Genomic DNA, 17,000 nt, shown 5'->3' with positions numbered 1-17,000 from the left:
TCATAGGTTTGATTTAGGCAGATAAAAAGTTGAGGCGATAAAAGCCTGCAAAATTGGGATTGTTTTGTGAAGGGTGCCATCGTGTGTCACTCCAAGCCATCAAATCGTGAAACGTTACAGAACGAAGACCATTATCCGTAGCTGTAATGGTACCAGTGTGATATGCGATAAAATTTCCCATCCATACCATCAGATGTTGGGATTCTCCTTGATCGAAAAAGAGTAAGTCTCCCGCCTGTGCATGATTAGGGTCTTTTCCCTGATAAAGGGTATTTTCCTGTACCAGTTCCAGTGCACTTATATACGCTGAGTCTGTTCCATCCGTATGGTGCCAATGATGGCGAAACTGTTTTTGTTTTGCGCTCAGAATGAGTTCAGGAGGCAGAGGTGACCATGATAGGCTGTTTGAGCGTCTCCATTTTGTATCATGTGTTTGCAATGCTTCGGCAACAGCAAAGCGAACCAAACCGACGCAGTCACGCTGTTCCCATCTCGGAGTGGGACCAGAACGTAATTGGGCTGAAATAATCCGTATCATCCAGGATCGAAAAATACGAGATTGTTCGGGTGTGAGGATAAAACGTTCCTCTGCTAGGGAACTCCAGAGTGTTAGGGGAATGAAGCTTAATATTCCAGTGACAAATATACGGCGTGTCATCGGCGGATTTCTATCGGTTGCCATTGGACTTCGTGCCATGATTGTTTGGGATTGAGCGCTCCCAGTCGTTCAAGCCGATAGGCAGGGTAATGTGCAAGAGCATTCATGCGAGGCGGTAAATGGGTTTGGGTAAATGCGAGTAGGTTCGCGTCTCCGGTATCATCTACGGCTGAAATTACCTCTTTTTCAATCATAGACGAAAGCGGTTTCGGTGTTAAAAGTGCCATAGTAGCATCGGATGTCTTAACCTGATCAGTTACATTGGGATAAAGATGACTCATCGTATCAAAAGTTTTTTCAACTAATTGAGTATTTGGAGAAAAAACAATATAGTTTCCTTTGGCTCCGATAGAAGCCTGATTAGTCTCTCCGCTGTAGAGGATAGCATCTGAATCTTTCGGAAAGATTTTTTCGACAATTTTTTTATCAGCAATTGCCCATTCCGCCAATGTTTGCAAAGATTTATTTCGATTCGCCAGTGCGGATTCCGAATGGATTATAAATACAGGTGCATACAAGCCTGCTTCGTTATACCAACATGCTAAAACAGAACCATTGAGTGTTTTTAGTTCGTTTGATGGCGGTAGGCTATCTTCTGTTTCTGCTTTTGTGAGTAGTTGGTGCAATAAATCCCATTTAAGCGGTAAAACCATACAAGCACTAGGATTGGCAGGGGCAGCTTTCCATAAAGCATAATCTCCTAATTTCGAATTTCCCAATTTTTGCTGATTGATCCACATAGAGGTAGACCAGCTGTTTCCAAAGTCAAATCGAACTCCCTCAAATCCCGGTATAAATGGATCATAACCAAATGCTAATGCTGATGAACGCAGAATTAAAGTATGTTTATCGGATGCAGAAGCCTCATTAAGTAGAAATTTTTTGGACAACGTATCACTATCTAACCAGCTGCTAATAGTGTTAGAGGCTTCGCTAATGACATTTCCCTCATTATCTAAAAGGAGTCCGGGATCGGATAAAACAACTAAGGTATCTCTTTGGCTCATAATGAGGAAAGTACGATGGGGATTGATTTCGAGGGCAAAAAGGGTAATTTTACCTTGTCGGGTAGTAATTTCGCCAGCTTTTGTCAATTGGGTGTCGTTTACAGCAACCGTTGCAATCTGCTGGATGAGTTTCGACCATACGTTTCGTTTTATAACAATAGCATAGTGACGCAATGCGCCATGTCCATCACGCCATAACGCTATTTCTGCCGGTTCATTGAGAACTCCGGCTAAAATTTTGTCACTCCAATCCAAATCATGCTCATAAGCAATCCGTTTAATCGCACCGCTTACCCCTAACCGGTCTTCGTGATTATCGTAATAAAACGCTAGATCTTCCGTCAAGACGTCATGGGCTATAGGGACACGTAATAAATCGGAAGGGAGAGAAGAGAGACTTTTAGTTCGGATATAGGCATCAGGCTGATTCAAATCCGCTCTTAATTGGGTCCCTATGAAATGATAAGGTTTTAGAAAATAGCCATTATTTAAACTGACTGCAACAATGACGGAGGTAAACACGGTAATAAGTCCGACAGCAATCCATATTCGCCGCATAGAACTCCTTGATAATCAATAATGTACTTGTTTAGATTATTTAAAAAGAGAAATATATCACATATATGTTTAAAATAATTAATTTGCGTAGAATTTAAGTTTTGAATGACTAGTAGTAGCTTGTATATAATTAAGAATCGGTTGAGATTAAGTCAGGGGAAAAATTACCCGTGACACCCTTTTCCTGTATAGCAACTGTTAGCTGCAACAATTTTAGCCAGTGCTTTGTCTACACTAAAAGGCTCGTTGAGATCATTGAGGATTTCGTGATAAAAGACTGCTCCGTCTTTGGAAATGATGAAAAGTGATTTTGCAAGCTCTTTGTTTGAAAGACGGACACCGTAAAAATCTCCGAACGCTTCATCATAATCGTATCCGCTCAACCACTCTTCAAGAGCAGGTAAATCATGTGTATCATTTGCGACGATAAGTGCTTTTGTAATTCCGCCAAGTGCGTTGAGGGATAGAAGAGTATCAAAGTCTCTTAATTGTGAAATAAGTGAATCGTCGATAAAAGGGACACTGATGAGGAGCTGTGTCGCACCGTTTTGTCCGCCAATAGAAAAAATTTCTCCTGCACTGTTTTTTAGATCGACTTTTTCCGAACTATATCCGACATCCAGAGGCATATCTTCGAGAGTAAGAATGGAATTATTATGATTGATTTGCACGATGAACCTTTTTTAACACTTATTATATAGTGTTAAAAATGCATTTAATGTTCTTATTTGGCGAAATATTAGGCTACGGGATGAATATACTGCAAGTTGTCGGTAAGTTCACTGCCGATAAGAAAGTGATTAATCGCTTCTTCAGCCGTTTTTACAAACGGCGGTAACTTGTGAATTTTGATACCGACATTTTTCATAGCGAAGAGAGTGTTGAGACAATATTGATCGACTAGTAAATAATCGCATTTTCCGATAACTTCGAGCAGGGCGTAATGTTCGCTGATATGGTGGGGATCCTGTGCTGTTTCGCATTCGCATTCGCATGCTTTCATCTTAGGATCACGAACCATTTCACCCTCATGTTTTTCCCATGGATTGAGACGGGTTTCGTGGTGACGGTAGCGGATATCTTTGCGTTCACCTAGTACTTCATAAATGGCAAACATAGTTGCACTGCAGGGGTTTTGGTGATATACACGCTTCATCGCATCCATAGGAATGGCTACCATCATAATTAAACTCCTTATGTTAAGAATTTAATATGCAAGTTCTGTTCATATAATTTTATCACATCAATTGAATAAGGTAAAAATATTTCAGTAGCATTTAGTCTATAACTTAGTAAAATAGGTATGAGTATCTTACAAAATTGGGAGTTTTTATGCAGTTGTTAAATCATAAATATGTAACTGTAGAAAAGCTTGAAATTTTTATAGATCAGATTTCCTCGCATACAGGGACTATTTTTATTCAACTCTTCAGTGGAGTAATGGATAAAACATATATCCAACCGGTACTCTATATCATTTCATCCAAGCTTCCGGATGCATTGTTGATTGGTGCCACGACTGCCGGAGAGATTATAAATGGGGTTATGACGTCAAGAGAAATAATAGTCTCGGTTTCTCTATTTGATGCTACTTCTGTCAAAACCTATTATTATCCCCGTTCAGATTATCCTCACGGAGTACGTGTTGCTCAAGAGATACTGACCGATCGTACAAAAGTGTGTATTGCGCTGAGCGAAGGGCTTAAAAGCGATTCGGAATCCTTTTTAAATGGGTTTACATCGGTTTGCAATGATGTGGTCATTGCGGGGGGGAATGCGGGAGACGATTTGACGTTTACCCGAACCTATATTTTCAAAGATAGCACTATATACGAAGATGGTATTGTGATCGCCGTGTTAGACAGTGACACTCTTCAAGTTCATAATGCCTATTCACTAAACTGGACATCTATCGGTAAAGAGATGATGGTTACTAAAGTTGACAAAAATATTATTTATGAGATTGATAATCGTCCTGTAATGGAATTATATAGACATTATTTGGGTATAGATATATTTAATCATGGACCCATTAATACCATTGAATTTCCCCTTATAAAAATCAATGACGGAATCCGTATAGCTCGGGATATTATTGCTAAAACTGATGATGATGCTTTAACATATGTAGGTCATTTTAATATTAATGAAAAAGTACGTTTCGCGATTGGAAATGTTGATGAGGTACTTGATCATGCTATCGATATTCGTAATACGATTGCTTCTTCCCCGGTAGAAGCAACCTATATTTATTCATGTTCGGCAAGAAAACTTTTTTTTAATGAACAACTCAATTATGAATTTGGTCTTATTAACGATATTGCCCCAACGGCAGGATTTTTTACGTTTGGAGAGTTTTTTCACTCTGATTCTAGTAATCAGTTGCTAAATATTACGACAACTACACTCTCACTAAGTGAGAATAATGTTTTAAATTCTATACATTACAAACAAAGAGATACCATTGAACATCGCCATACGATGTTAAAATCTTTGACGCATCTGGTCAATGTAACACAACATGAATTAGATGATAATATTAAAATTCTAGATCAATACAAAATGGTGCTTGATGAAAGTTCCATCGTCTCTAAAACAGATGCAAACGGATTAATTACTTATGTTAATGATACATTTTGTGAGGTTTCCGGTTACTCTCGCGAAGAATTGATCGGTAGAAATCATAATATTGTTCGCCATCCGGATACTCCATCTGAGATTTTCAAAGATCTTTGGGACACCATTATGAGTGGAAATATCTGGAAAAAGACATTTAAAAATCTTTCTAAATATGGCGAAACTTATCATGTTAAAACAGTAATCGCACCTATTTTTGATGATAATGGTGAGATTGTAGAATACATTGCTGCACGTGTTAATGTTACTGAGCTAATCGCAAAAGATCAAATTATCCGACGACAATTGATCGATCCTCTCAGCGGATTAAAAAACCGGACTGCATTGCTCGGAGATTTGGAAAGCGGAGAAGATGAAATTACTCTAATATTGCTTAATATTGATAGATTTTCAACCATTAATGATTATTTTGGATATGAAATCGGAGATGGACTTCTAAAAGCATTCGGTATGCGGCTTGAGTTAATTTCCGAACATAATTATCTCTATCGTATCAGTGGGGATGAATTTGCACTTATCTGCATTACACGCCCATTTGATGAGACATTAAGAGATTATGTTATTGAACAGATCAATAAACTTGAAAATTTTAAATACAGTATTAGCGGACATGAAATATCGGTAAATATCTCTGCAGGTATCGCCCATGCACCCTATACAGATGTTTATAATCTAGCACACATGGCTCTCAAAGAGGCCAAAGAACAACGGGAAAAATTGATTATTTTTAACGACAATACCGCTTTGAGTGAAAAAACACGTAATAATATCTGGATCTTTGATAAGATCAAATCGGCGATTGATGATGATCGTATTGTTCCGTATTTTCAGGGAATCGTAGACAATCAAACCCGACAAATTGTTAAATACGAATCACTCATTCGATTGATAGAACCTGACGGTACAGTTTTAAGTCCATTTTGGTTTTTGGAACATGCCAAAAAAACAAAACTATACGATAAATTGACACGGATAATGATTGCCAAGACTTTTGCTGTTTTTGAAAAAGTTGAGTATGAATTCTCTCTGAATTTAACCGTTAACGATATTATTTCGGACGAAACACGTTCCTATATCTATAAAATGGTAGAACTTTCATCTGCATCAAAGCGTCTTGTTTTTGAGATTGTTGAATCCGAAGGGATTGTCAATTATGAAGAGGTCATTGATTTTATACGGCATGTAAAACAATTCGGCTGTAAAATCGCAATCGATGATTTTGGAACCGGATATTCGAATTTCAGCTATCTCAGTAAGCTGGATGTTGACTATATTAAAATCGACGGTTCACTGATCAAAAATATTAATCACGATAAAGATCATCTTCTGACGGTAGAGAGTATTCTCTTTTTTGCTCGTAAAAAAGGGATAGAGACTATTGCGGAGTTTGTTGAAGATGAAGCGATCTTTTCAACATTAATGAATCTTGGTGTTGAGTATTCACAAGGATACCTCTTCTCTACTCCACAACCGACAATCAAACTCTAATTTCTGTAGGCTTCGGTTGTAACTGCTACAAAAACGTCACTTTTTGTTGAACTCTCCTTTTTAAACCTATAGAACATTCATTGCATTAACCCTTTTAGAAAATGGTTGCCACCGGATGAGGTTGTGAATCATTTAATGACACTTACAAAGGAGTTATTATGAGTTGTTCCTCAAGCGGAAATGAATCTTTTATGCCCGAAGATATTCAAGCGAAGATACACAATCATCCATGTTATTCAGAGGGGGCGCACCATCACTATGCCCGTATTCACGTTGCGGTAGCACCGGCGTGTAATATTCAATGCAATTATTGTAATCGTAAATACGACTGTTCAAATGAAAGTCGTCCGGGGGTAACGTCAGAGCGTCTCACTCCTGAAGAAGCAGCAAAAAAAGTACTTCTCGTCGGTGGTGAAGTACAACGTATGAGCGTACTCGGTATCGCGGGTCCGGGAGATGCGTTAGCCAATCCGAAGAAAACTTTTGAGACATTCGGAATGGTTCGCGAATTTGCACCGGATCTTAAACTTTGTCTTTCAACAAACGGTTTGGAATTGCCGAACTTTATCGATGAAATGGTTGAATACAATATCGATCATATTACTGTAACGATCAACAGTGTTGATGAAACAGGCGAGATCGGAAGTCAAATCTATCCGTGGATTTTCCATAATAACAAACGTATCTATGGTAAAGAAGCGGCACAAATTCTTTTGGAAAATCAACTCGAAGGGATGAAAAAATGCGTTGAGAAAGGGATCTTGATCAAAGCAAACTCAGTTCTTATCCCGGGCATCAATGATAAACACCTTCCGGAAGTTTCCAAAAAGCTTAAAGAGATCGGTGTTTTCTTACATAACATCATGCCGATCCTATCTGAGCCTGAGTTCGGAACAAAATTTGCCCTTGACGGAGTACCGAGTGCTACTGACCAAGAGCAAATGGCGGTTCAAGAAGCATGCGGTATGGATATGAAATTGATGCAGCACTGCCGTCAATGCCGTGCGGATGCAGTTGGTCTTATCGGTGAAGACCGTGGAGCTGAATTTACAAAAGATACCTTCGCAGGTCTTAGCTTCGACGAACTTCAAATCAAATACGATCTTGAAGCACGTCAGGCAGCCCAAGCAAAAATCGAAGAGTTCCGATTCTTCCTCGATCAAGCGAATGAGCGTGTTCGTAAAGAGAAAGAAGAACTCAGCTCTACCGGTGTGACTATCCTTGTAGCGGTAACAACTGCCGGTGAGGGGATGATTAACCAACATTTCGGAAGTGTTAAAGAGTTCTTGATCTACGAAGCCGGTGATAAAGGTATCCGATTTATCCATCACCGTAAAGTTGATTACGAATACTGTGCAGGTCCGGACGGAACCAATCCATTGGCTCCAATCTTGGAAAAACTCAAAGACGTACAATTGATCCTTACGGCTAAAATCGGCGGATGTCCTCAAGATGATCTTAAAGCTGCCGGAATCATTGCCGATCAAAGTTATGCGTATGAGCCGATCGAAATTTCGGTACTCAAAGCATCACGCAAATACTTTGGTATGGATGAAAACGCAGAAGTGAACTAAGGAGCCTATTATGGCACTCATCAATGACACCACATTACGCGACGGGGAACAAGCTCCTTATGTTGCATTCAATACGGAAGAAAAACTTCGTATCGCAACGCTTCTTGATGCGTGCGGTGCGGATGAACTTGAAATCGGTATTGCAGCAATGGGTGTCAAAGAACGTGATGATATAAAAGAGCTTTTAGCCCTGGGGCTAAAGGCTCGTATGATGACGTGGAATCGGATGAAAATGGAAGATTTGGATGCTTCTCTCTCTTGCGGGATAAAAGCAGTCGATCTCTCCATTCCTGTCTCTGATCTTCTTATCGATGTTAAATTCGGCGGCAGTAAAGCCAAAGTTTTAAGTGAACTCGAACGTGTTGTCACATCTGCAACGCGTGAGGGATTATTTGTTTGCATCGGCGGTGAAGACAGCTCCAGAGGGAGCCATGAATTTATCAAAGAAGTTATGGAACTTGCCCGTGAGTGCGGTGCATCACGATTCCGTTACTGCGATACAATCGGTGTTATGACACCTACACAAACCTACACTGCAATTAAGTCATTATGTGACCTGAATCTCCTCCCGATTGAAATGCACACACACAATGATTTTGGTCTTGCCAATGCCAATGCCCTCAGCGGTATTGATGCAGGGGCTATCAGTATGAATACAACCGTAATCGGATTGGGAGAACGTGCTGGGAACGCTTCGTTTGAACAGATTCTCATGGCACTTAAACATCTCTACGGTGAAGCACGTCCCATAGATGCACACCTAATCCGAAATTTGGTTCAAACAGTAGCAGCAGCTGCAAATGTAGCGCTCGCTTCCAATGCTCCTGTCGTGGGTGAAAATATTTTTGCCCATGAGAGCGGCATCCATGCAAGCGGCATGATGAAAGATTCTCACGCGTATGAGCCTTACGAGGCAGAAGAAGTTGGTTTACAAAGTTCATTTCCTATCGGCAAGCACTCTGGGAGTGCGACTATAAGCTACCATCTTGCACGGATGGGAATCACTGCCGATACCGGAATACTTCGGGATATGCTCCCGAAAATCCGAGAGATTGTCACTTCACGTAAGCGTGTACTCGACATCAGTGAACTTAAATCACTTTATCAGGATGCAATATGTATATAGGATGGCTCAAATATGTGGATGTTCCGGAGCTCATTAAAATTGCTGAAGATGTAGGTTGGCTGCTCGATGGTTATCATGTCAAACTCATGATGATGCATGCTCCTCATTTATGTTACGGAGCGTATGAAGAGGGTGTTTTGGTCGGTGCCGTGATGGCTGTTGAGTTTGAGCGCTCCGCAATGATAAAATATTTTATGGTCAAGCCAAGCCACCAAAAACAAGGAATCGGACGACGTTTGTTTAATACTCTTTTCGGAGTATTAAAAGATGAGCACCCTTCCGTCTATCTTCATGCAAACCCTCATTTGATAAGCTTTTTTGAAAAGAGCGGTTTTAAGAGCGTTATGGAAGTAGGCCGTTTTCTCAATGTAGGAAAAGTACCGCCGTTTAGTTTTACCAATGCACAGGCAAAAGAGCTTGATGGCGGTAATTTCGATGCTACTATCCGTAAAATCGATTTTGAAACATTTGGTGAAGATCGAATGGGCTTTATGCTCGATGAGATGGAGCGTAACAGCTCACTCAAATTTGCATTACCAAATTCGTTTCAGCACTCCAGCGTTATTAATGCACGGGGTGTTTATCTGGGTCCTTGGCAATGTCGTGAAGGTTTTGATGACGAAGCAGAGAAAATGATGCAGGGTGTCTTGTACTTTAGAGGGCTCAAGAAAGTCTTGGCAGATGTTCCGTTGGGTAATAAGCGTGCGGTTAAACTTTTTGAAGACTACCATTTTCAACAAAAAGGGACGTTCTTGCATATGTGTTACGGCGATTTTCATCCTGTAAAATTTGAAAATATTTATGCATTTTCACTGTAAGGATTAGATATGAATCTTCTTGAAACCTGTGTGAATGAAAAATGCAGAGTCTTATCCATAGCACTTGATGAAACGTTAAAAGATCATTTGTGCGCTATGGGCATTTGTCCAAATGCAACGCTATGTGTAAAGCGTTACGGTCTCTTTAAAAGCAGCGTTCAGGTTCAGATCGGTGAACGTGTTGTTGCATTAGGGAAAGAACAAGCACGCCACATTGAGATACGTGTTGCCTAACTTTAGTTATATCAAATTAAACAAAAAGGATAAAATATGTCGGAAATGACTGAACTAGATCATAAAAAAGAGTTAGCAAAATTGAAACGTTTTGCCGTTGAAATCGCATCAGAAATTCATGATATTGTAGAAGATACGGTTTGGACAAATCATGTAAAAATGCCGGAACTCGCCCAAAAATTGTATGAAGCCGTCGAAAAGGCAAATAGTTACAAGGCAGAGCACTCCCTCTAAGGGGTGGGTCATGGCTACGAAGGAAGAAGTTTTAGCCCTTGAAATCTGTGAATGCGGATGCAAGAATGTAGCAGATGCAATCAAGATTTTCCAAGAGACCGATCTTCCGTATAAAAAAGCGAAAAAACTCGTCACAGAGTGTGACAAAAGCTGCTGTCGCGCAGCTCTTCTCAGACTGTTTGATATGGCTTATTTCGGTAAATTCGATTACGATGAAATCGAGCGTTTGATTCAATTACGTCATGATAAGCTGGGTGAACTTTTAGAACGGATGAAAAATGGGCGTTGATATACAAATTCGTTATGCGTATGCTGATGATATAGAGGCTATGACCGGATTATTATCGGAACTTTTTGCGATTGAAGATGATTTTATCATCGATTCGGCTAAACAGCGGGAAGGGTTGGAATTGCTTTTGCAAAAACCGGATGCAAAGATTCTTGTCGCCACATATTCGGATCATGTTATCGGGATGCTTTCGATGCAGAGTCTTATCTCTACAGCCTGCGGAACACGTGTAGGTTTGATCGAGGATATGATTGTCTCTTCAGAGTATCGACGGAGGGGAATAGGGCGATTGCTTTTGGATTCGATGATTGAAGAGGCTGTGCAATTAGGTTATGTACGTCTTTCTCTCGGTGCAGACAGACGCAACGATGCGGCACTCGATTTTTATAAAACATTTGAATTTAAATCGAGCAATATGGGGCTTCTTTATCGGAATCTTTAGGGATTTACTTCTCTTTGATTCACGACAACTTTATTTTTTCCTTCCCTTTTTGCCTGATACATAGCATCATCCGCTTTTTTAACAAAGGATTCGATGCTCTCATCTCCATTGTATTGCGCAACACCGATACTAATAGTCAGTTTTTCGACATTGACAAAGACAGATTTCTCTATCTCTTTTCTAAGCCTTTCGGCAAGTGCTATTGTTCCTTCATACGGAGTATCAATCTGTAAAATGACGAATTCTTCTCCACCCCAACGTGCAAACATATCATTGCTTCTCACCATAGTACGGACAATTGCGGCTATTTGAATGAGGACTTCATCTCCGGTATTGTGACCGAAGGTATCGTTAACTTTTTTAAAGTCATCGATATCAAAGAGAATCAGTGCTACTGAAATATTGGTGTCTTGGGCATGTTCCGTTGCTAATTTAAGCCATCGATTACATTGCAAGCGGTTGGCTGCATTGGTCAGAGGATCGGTAGAAGCTGCTTTTTCCAGTTCGTGTTCAAAGATGATCCGTGACGTGATATCTTTTCCGGTTGAGATGAAACTGGTGAGTTCCTGACGCTTGTTTTTGAGTGGGACGATCGTTTTAAACTCATTGTAGAGTGTTTCGTCTTTTCGTTTATTTGTGAGGATGCCTTGATAGGTTTCCCCTGAAAGAATTGTATTCCATAAATGTTGATAAAAGGAGCTATGATGCTCGCCGGAACGGAGCATGCTCGGTGTATGACCGATGACTTCCTGTGCCAGATAGCCTGATTGTTGCTCGAATGCTCGGTTGACGTATTCGATTTTACCTTGTAAATCAGTGATGACGACCGTATCACCACTCTCTTCAAGCGCTTTTGAGAGGCGGAGAAGATGAAAGTCGGTTTGGTGTTTAAATACACGAAGGATCTGCGTGATTGCATAGCCTGCCGCCATTGCACAGAGTGCGCGAAACAGTTCTACGGGTAAAGAGGTAAATGCTTCAAAAGATTCTCCATTGAGTATGGATGAGGGGAAAAATGTTCCGACAGGAACAATGAGTCCTGCGAAAATACCATATAGGAAAAAAGTACTTGCAAGGAAATAGGCACACCGTTTCATAGAAGCATATACGGAGCCTTGGACGAGGTAGACCGGATGATAAAATATATAGGCAGTCATAAAAATTCCGGGAAGACCAAGGAAATAGCGGACTAAAATATTAATATTGTCTAACGTTACATTATGAAAACCTACTAATAATGCAACTAACCCTAAAGTAATAAGAACAAGAGTTATCATCGAATACTTTTTATTCCAAATAACACGTAGAGAAAAATAGAAAAGGACACCGTACGAGAGGCTCATTGTAATCAAACTGCTGATATAAAATAATTCTTCCGTTTCCTTTCCGCCCATGGATTTGAACATAACGAGCCATTCGGATATTCCATGGAGAATCCCAAATACACCTAAATATTTTAATTCACGGGTGAATTTGAAAATAGAATTCTCCATCGGATAATGAAGAATGCTAAAGCCGAACAGGAAAAATGCAAGGCCGTAGAAAAAATAGATGTAATCGATGTACTGGAGCATGTATTCTCATTTAGAAAAAGTATTGATTAGGTAGTTATAATTGAATTGTAGCAGATATAAGATTTCTATTTTATTCTATGAATGAGCTGACTGAGAGAAAAGCTCATCCTCTCCCTCTCGTTCCGTAAAAATACGCGTCATCTTCTTTGTTGTCGGATTCGGAAGTCAACAGTTCTGTATTAACGGAAACGGCTGCTTTTGAAAAACCGGCAATAAGATTAAATTTATCATCACCCATGCTCATAATCTGACTTTCTAAAATACGGAGCTTATGTTTGAGTTTATCAGAGAGATGAATAATCTCTTCATAATAACGGTGAGAAAGCTCGATTTCATGTTCATTTACTTTATTTTTAGCACCGATCAATCCGCCTAAAAGGGATTTCTTTTTATTCTTATAATAGATAGGGTAAATCTTCGTATACTTATCATGCAATGAGAGCATCAGTATTTCAATCTCTTCAAGCACCATACGGGATACTCCTTGGGAAAAGAGCATGGCCTCATCATAAAACCATTGACCGAATAATGAATCGGTAGGGCTAAGATGAATAGTATGTTCAGGCACTTCGATCCCAGAGACAAGCAGTTTGATCGCATTGACCCAGCGGATATGCGATGTACGAGCCTGATGGAAATTGTATATTGATTTTTCTTTATTGGTCATATCCGCCCTTTTTAATGGAAGTGTATCGGTTTGAAATAATTTTCGATCATCGTCATCGCTTATTTTTTAATCAATGAATGCAAAATTAAACATCTTTTTCCCATAAAAAGCATTATATCAAAAAGTATATAACGATATAATTTTGAAATTGTATGTTTTATCAGAAATGTAGAGCTATTTGATAGAGCATTAAAAACTAAAAAAGGAAAAAAGATGAAAAAATATCCATTGATATTGGGTGCTGTGTCTATTATTACATCATCATTGTTAGCAGAGACGTTAGAGATTGAAAAAATCGAGGTTACGGACAGAGTAGATATGGATGAGGCCAATACCAAAAATATTACAAAAGCAAACATCGATAATAGGGTTGGTGCCGGTCAGACAAATCCTTATAAAGCACTAGATATGCAGCCCTCAGTTCATATGGCTCAAACAGATGCTTATGGACTCTCTTTAGATCAAAACTCTTTTCGAATCCGTGGGCTTTATGCTGATACGTTCGGTCGGTTCGCACTTACAAATGATGGTGTTCCCTCTGTTGTAAATGTAGGTCAAGGGGCTATGGGAAGCATACTCGATATGGAAAATATCAGCAGTATGAGTTTTGTCAGCGGTCCTTCGAATGGCGATAGCGGTTTCGGCTTTGGTAATAATGCCGGATCACTGGATCTAAAAACCAGAAAAGCGTTGGATGATTTCGAAGTCTATATAAAACAAGCTTTTGGGGGTGGATCATTTTCGAGAACCTTTACTCGTGTCGATAGCGGAAAATTGGCATATGATACAAAGTTCTTTATTTCTCTTTCGCATTCGGAGGTCGATAAGTTCAGAGGTAAGGGAAAAAGTGATAGAGATAATATTGAAGCAGGAATGACGGTTCCGATTACTGATGCACTGAGTATCGATATTTTGGCAGCGCACAATGACATCGAGCGAAACGATTATCGGGGGCTTACCTATGCACTGGCCAGTGATCTCTCGGCCAATTACGATTTTGATTTCAATACGGAACTGACTGGCAGTGCGGCAAATGACAAATACTATTACGATTTTAATAAACAGCATTTCAAAGAGAATCTTGTTCAGGCAAATATCCAAGCCAAACTGCTAGAAGGTATATTATCGATCAAGCCCTACCATATTGATACGGATGGCTATCGTTTATCGTATAACGCCACCAGTAATGTCGTCAGTAAGATGGACATGGAGCAAGAACAAAACGGTGTAGTCGTACGGTACGATAAAAACTTTGCTTGGCTGGATGCTGCGATAGGCTACTGGTATCAAAAAATCGACACTATTCCACCCCCAACAGGCCAAAAGAGCTATAGTATCAATAATGGACAGCTGGTATTCAGTTCATGGGGGATGTTAAACGATATCGGAAGTAGAGAGTTCAACAGCCCATTCCTGATGCTCAAAAAAGAGACGGATGATTGGAAAGTTCAAGCGGGTGTCCGGTATCTGGAAATGAAACTTCCGAGTATCCAAGGCTACACAACGACAGCAGGAGACGTATCGTATGATGCAGCGATGGCAAGTGCGACGATCGATCCTGATCTGCATGTTAATGAGATTACCTTTAAAAAGGTTCTGCCAACTTTGAATCTCAGCTATGAGCTCTCGCCCGATATGAGTCTTAACGCAAACTATGCCAAAGGGTATGCAAATCCATGGAACGGTCCGCTCTTTTCTATCTATAAGAGTAAAAAAGCCGTTTTCCAGTCTCACGGGATATCGCTACAGGATATCTGGGATACGCTCAAACTCGAAACGTCGGATACTTTTGATATCGGTATGAAAATCAAAGGGGAAAATTGGAGTGTTGAACCGACCCTTTATTATTCGAAATACGTGAATAAACAAGTGACTGTATATGACCCTGTGGTCAATTTGAACTATTACCAAAGCAATGCACAAGCAGAGGGGAAAGGATTTGAACTTAGCGCACTATATGTGCCGGTTGCCGATGTGGAACTCTTTAGCGCTCTCTCATATAATAGATTGAATTTCACACAGAATCTGCTAACGACAGGGGGCGCATTGCTGGCGGTAGACGGAAATCAGGTCCCCGATGCTCCGAAATGGCTTTTTAAAGTGGGAAGTATCTTTAAATATGACGGTTTTTATCTTTCTCCGGCACTTAAATATGTCGATTCACGATACGGCGATATCTTGAATACCCAGAAAGTCCCTTCCTACACTACGATGGACATGGAGTGCGGGTATGTTAAACACAATGTTGGAGGATTCAAAGAGATTTCTACATCTTTGTCTCTTCAAAATATGTTAAACAGAAAATACATTGCAATCATCAAAAATGATCTCGATGACAGCGGAACAAACAGCGCTTTATATTATCCGGGGGCTCCGTTTACCGCAATGGCCACCCTGGCATTAAAGTTCTAAGATGAGAATATTTCTCTTTTTATTCTTAGTCATTTCCTCGATTGTATCGGCGGTTCAGACAAAAACGATTATTGATATGACCGGGCGTAGTGTCGAGATACCTGCTTCTGTAAACAAAGTGGTTACTGCCGGCGGTACGCCGGCGGTTAACGCATTTTTATTTGCGCTGGGATGTGCGGATACGATACAAAATGGGATGCCCGGATATATGAGCGGGAAAAATTGGAAATTTCAATCGATATTCGCCCCTAAAATCGCAACAGAGCCGATTGTATCTAACGGAGGTCCGAGCTGGGATGTTAATAGCGAGACCTTGAGCAGTTTATCGTATGACGTAGTTTTTGTCGTCAATAAAATAAGTGCAGAGAATTTGACCAAAAAAGGGTTTCCGGTGGTAGCACTCTATTGGGACAGTCCTGTGAGTATTAAACGTACCATGACTTTGCTGGGAAGCATCATGGGTAAAGAAGAGCGTGCACGAGAATACAACCAATATTATGATGATACATTGAAGAGTGTCACTAAACGGGTATCTAATGTAAAAGTAAAACCAAAAGCCCTCTATATGAATTATACAAATCTATCTTTGCCGATGACATCAACCGCAACATGGATGATAGAAAATGCGGGTGGGATAAATGTTGCAAAAGGGCAAAAAGATCATGCAGCGCTAAATATAGAACAGTTATTGACATGGAATCCGGATTATCTATTTGTATGGAATAAAAAAGAGATCGATCTACTTTATAAAGATCAAAGATTTGCATCTATTAATGCTGTCAAAAATAAAAAAGTTTTTGTAATGCCGATGGGAGCACATGTATGGTCACACTATACGCCTGAACAGCCATTGGCTGTGATGTGGGCTGCAGAGATATTTTTTCCGGATGCCTTTAAAGATATCTCTATAAGAAAAGAAGTATTGGATTTTTACGCACACTTTTTAAACTACAAATTGAATGATGATGAAATAACACAGATCTTAAATCCATAAATTCCAAAGCAAAGAATAAAATCTTTGTTATGGAACTATGAAAAATGAGACAAAAATTTAAATGTTTGCCCCCTGCAAAACCTATTCCTACAAATTTGTCATCAAAATTCTATTTTGTCGTATCGTTTTAGAAAATGTCGCAAAAAACCATAGAACGACGGATGCATCAACCTAAGTGAAGTTCAAAAATAAGGGGATAACATGGCTGGAGCAGCTAGCTTGCGACAAATCGCGTTCTACGGAAAAGGTGGGATCGGTAAATCTACCACATCTCAAAATACATTGGCA

The 17,000-nt window shown here is 39.9% G+C and carries 17 protein-coding genes; 11 read left to right on the top strand and 6 right to left on the bottom strand.

Going from position 1 to position 17,000, the window contains the following annotated elements:
* Positions 1–13 precede the first annotated feature (13 nt).
* The 4 genes from PHP90_RS07070 to PHP90_RS07055 form a co-directional block, all read right to left on the bottom strand.
* Complete coding sequence (locus PHP90_RS07070) at positions 14–682, bottom strand: DUF1175 family protein (protein ID WP_299927382.1); 669 nt, start codon at positions 680–682, stop codon at positions 14–16.
* Complete coding sequence (locus PHP90_RS07065; RefSeq protein ID WP_299927379.1) at positions 655–2,223, bottom strand: DUF2138 family protein; 1,569 nt, start codon at positions 2,221–2,223, stop codon at positions 655–657. The genes PHP90_RS07070 and PHP90_RS07065 overlap by 28 nt, the downstream gene beginning before the upstream one ends.
* A gap of 164 nt (positions 2,224–2,387) precedes the next feature.
* The gene (locus PHP90_RS07060) at positions 2,388–2,894 is read right to left on the bottom strand and encodes a hypothetical protein (RefSeq protein WP_299927376.1); all 507 of its coding nucleotides are present in this window, start codon (positions 2,892–2,894) and stop codon (positions 2,388–2,390) included.
* A 68-nt stretch (positions 2,895–2,962) separates the two neighbouring features.
* Entirely contained in the window at positions 2,963–3,406 is a 444-nt protein-coding gene (locus PHP90_RS07055; protein ID WP_299927373.1) for a hypothetical protein, read from the bottom strand.
* A 149-nt stretch (positions 3,407–3,555) separates the two neighbouring features.
* Between PHP90_RS07055 and PHP90_RS07050 the strand changes: the two genes are divergently transcribed.
* The 8 genes from PHP90_RS07050 to PHP90_RS07015 all read left to right on the top strand — a co-directional run bounded on the left by PHP90_RS07050 (position 3,556) and on the right by PHP90_RS07015 (position 11,065).
* Positions 3,556–6,348 carry an EAL domain-containing protein gene (locus PHP90_RS07050; protein WP_366141106.1) on the top strand — a complete coding sequence of 931 codons (2,793 nt, stop codon included), beginning with the start codon at positions 3,556–3,558 and terminating at the stop codon, positions 6,346–6,348.
* Positions 6,349–6,506: 158 nt separating this feature from the next.
* Positions 6,507–7,922, top strand: coding sequence for a nitrogenase cofactor biosynthesis protein NifB (gene nifB, locus PHP90_RS07045; protein ID WP_299927368.1), 1,416 nt, complete (start codon positions 6,507–6,509; stop codon positions 7,920–7,922).
* A gap of 10 nt (positions 7,923–7,932) precedes the next feature.
* A complete protein-coding gene (nifV, locus tag PHP90_RS07040) occupies positions 7,933–9,048 on the top strand; it encodes a homocitrate synthase (protein WP_299927366.1) in 1,116 nt (371 codons plus the stop codon).
* Entirely contained in the window at positions 9,039–9,866 is an 828-nt protein-coding gene (locus tag PHP90_RS07035; protein ID WP_299927364.1) for a GNAT family N-acetyltransferase, read from the top strand. The genes nifV and PHP90_RS07035 overlap by 10 nt, the downstream gene beginning before the upstream one ends.
* A 9-nt stretch (positions 9,867–9,875) precedes the next feature.
* Positions 9,876–10,100: a FeoA family protein gene (locus tag PHP90_RS07030; RefSeq protein ID WP_299927362.1), complete on the top strand. Its 225-nt coding sequence runs from the start codon at positions 9,876–9,878 to the stop codon at positions 10,098–10,100.
* 36 nt (positions 10,101–10,136) lie between these two features.
* Entirely contained in the window at positions 10,137–10,334 is a 198-nt protein-coding gene (locus PHP90_RS07025) for a CCE_0567 family metalloprotein (protein ID WP_299927360.1), read from the top strand.
* 10 nt (positions 10,335–10,344) lie between these two features.
* A complete protein-coding gene (locus tag PHP90_RS07020; protein ID WP_299927358.1) occupies positions 10,345–10,623 on the top strand; it encodes a hypothetical protein in 279 nt (92 codons plus the stop codon).
* Positions 10,613–11,065, top strand: coding sequence for a GNAT family N-acetyltransferase (locus PHP90_RS07015; protein WP_299927355.1), 453 nt, complete (start codon positions 10,613–10,615; stop codon positions 11,063–11,065). The genes PHP90_RS07020 and PHP90_RS07015 overlap by 11 nt, the downstream gene beginning before the upstream one ends.
* Here the strand turns inward: PHP90_RS07015 and PHP90_RS07010 are convergent.
* A complete protein-coding gene (locus PHP90_RS07010) occupies positions 11,062–12,639 on the bottom strand; it encodes a diguanylate cyclase (RefSeq protein WP_299927351.1) in 1,578 nt (525 codons plus the stop codon). The genes PHP90_RS07015 and PHP90_RS07010 overlap by 4 nt on opposite strands.
* A 103-nt stretch (positions 12,640–12,742) precedes the next feature.
* Positions 12,743–13,306 (bottom strand): hypothetical protein, encoded by a 564-nt coding sequence (locus PHP90_RS07005; protein ID WP_299927348.1) that lies wholly within the window; start codon positions 13,304–13,306, stop codon positions 12,743–12,745.
* A 213-nt stretch (positions 13,307–13,519) separates the two neighbouring features.
* On the opposite strand from PHP90_RS07005, the gene PHP90_RS07000 reads away from it, so the two are divergent.
* The 3 genes from PHP90_RS07000 to PHP90_RS14005 all read left to right on the top strand — a co-directional run.
* Positions 13,520–15,718 (top strand): TonB-dependent receptor, encoded by a 2,199-nt coding sequence (locus tag PHP90_RS07000; RefSeq protein ID WP_299927345.1) that lies wholly within the window; start codon positions 13,520–13,522, stop codon positions 15,716–15,718.
* Between the two features lies 1 nt (position 15,719).
* Positions 15,720–16,712, top strand: a complete 993-nt coding sequence (locus PHP90_RS06995) for an ABC transporter substrate-binding protein (RefSeq protein WP_299927341.1) — start codon at positions 15,720–15,722, stop codon at positions 16,710–16,712.
* 201 nt (positions 16,713–16,913) lie between these two features.
* Positions 16,914–17,000, top strand: an 87-nt coding sequence (locus tag PHP90_RS14005) for a hypothetical protein (protein WP_366141107.1), incomplete at its 3' end; no start/stop codon positions are given.

The organism is Sulfuricurvum sp. (genome assembly GCF_028712165.1).
Lineage (GTDB): Bacteria > Campylobacterota > Campylobacteria > Campylobacterales > Sulfurimonadaceae > Sulfuricurvum.
Note: the sequence above shows the minus strand (reverse complement) of the source record. Positions and strands in the feature narration are given on the sequence as shown.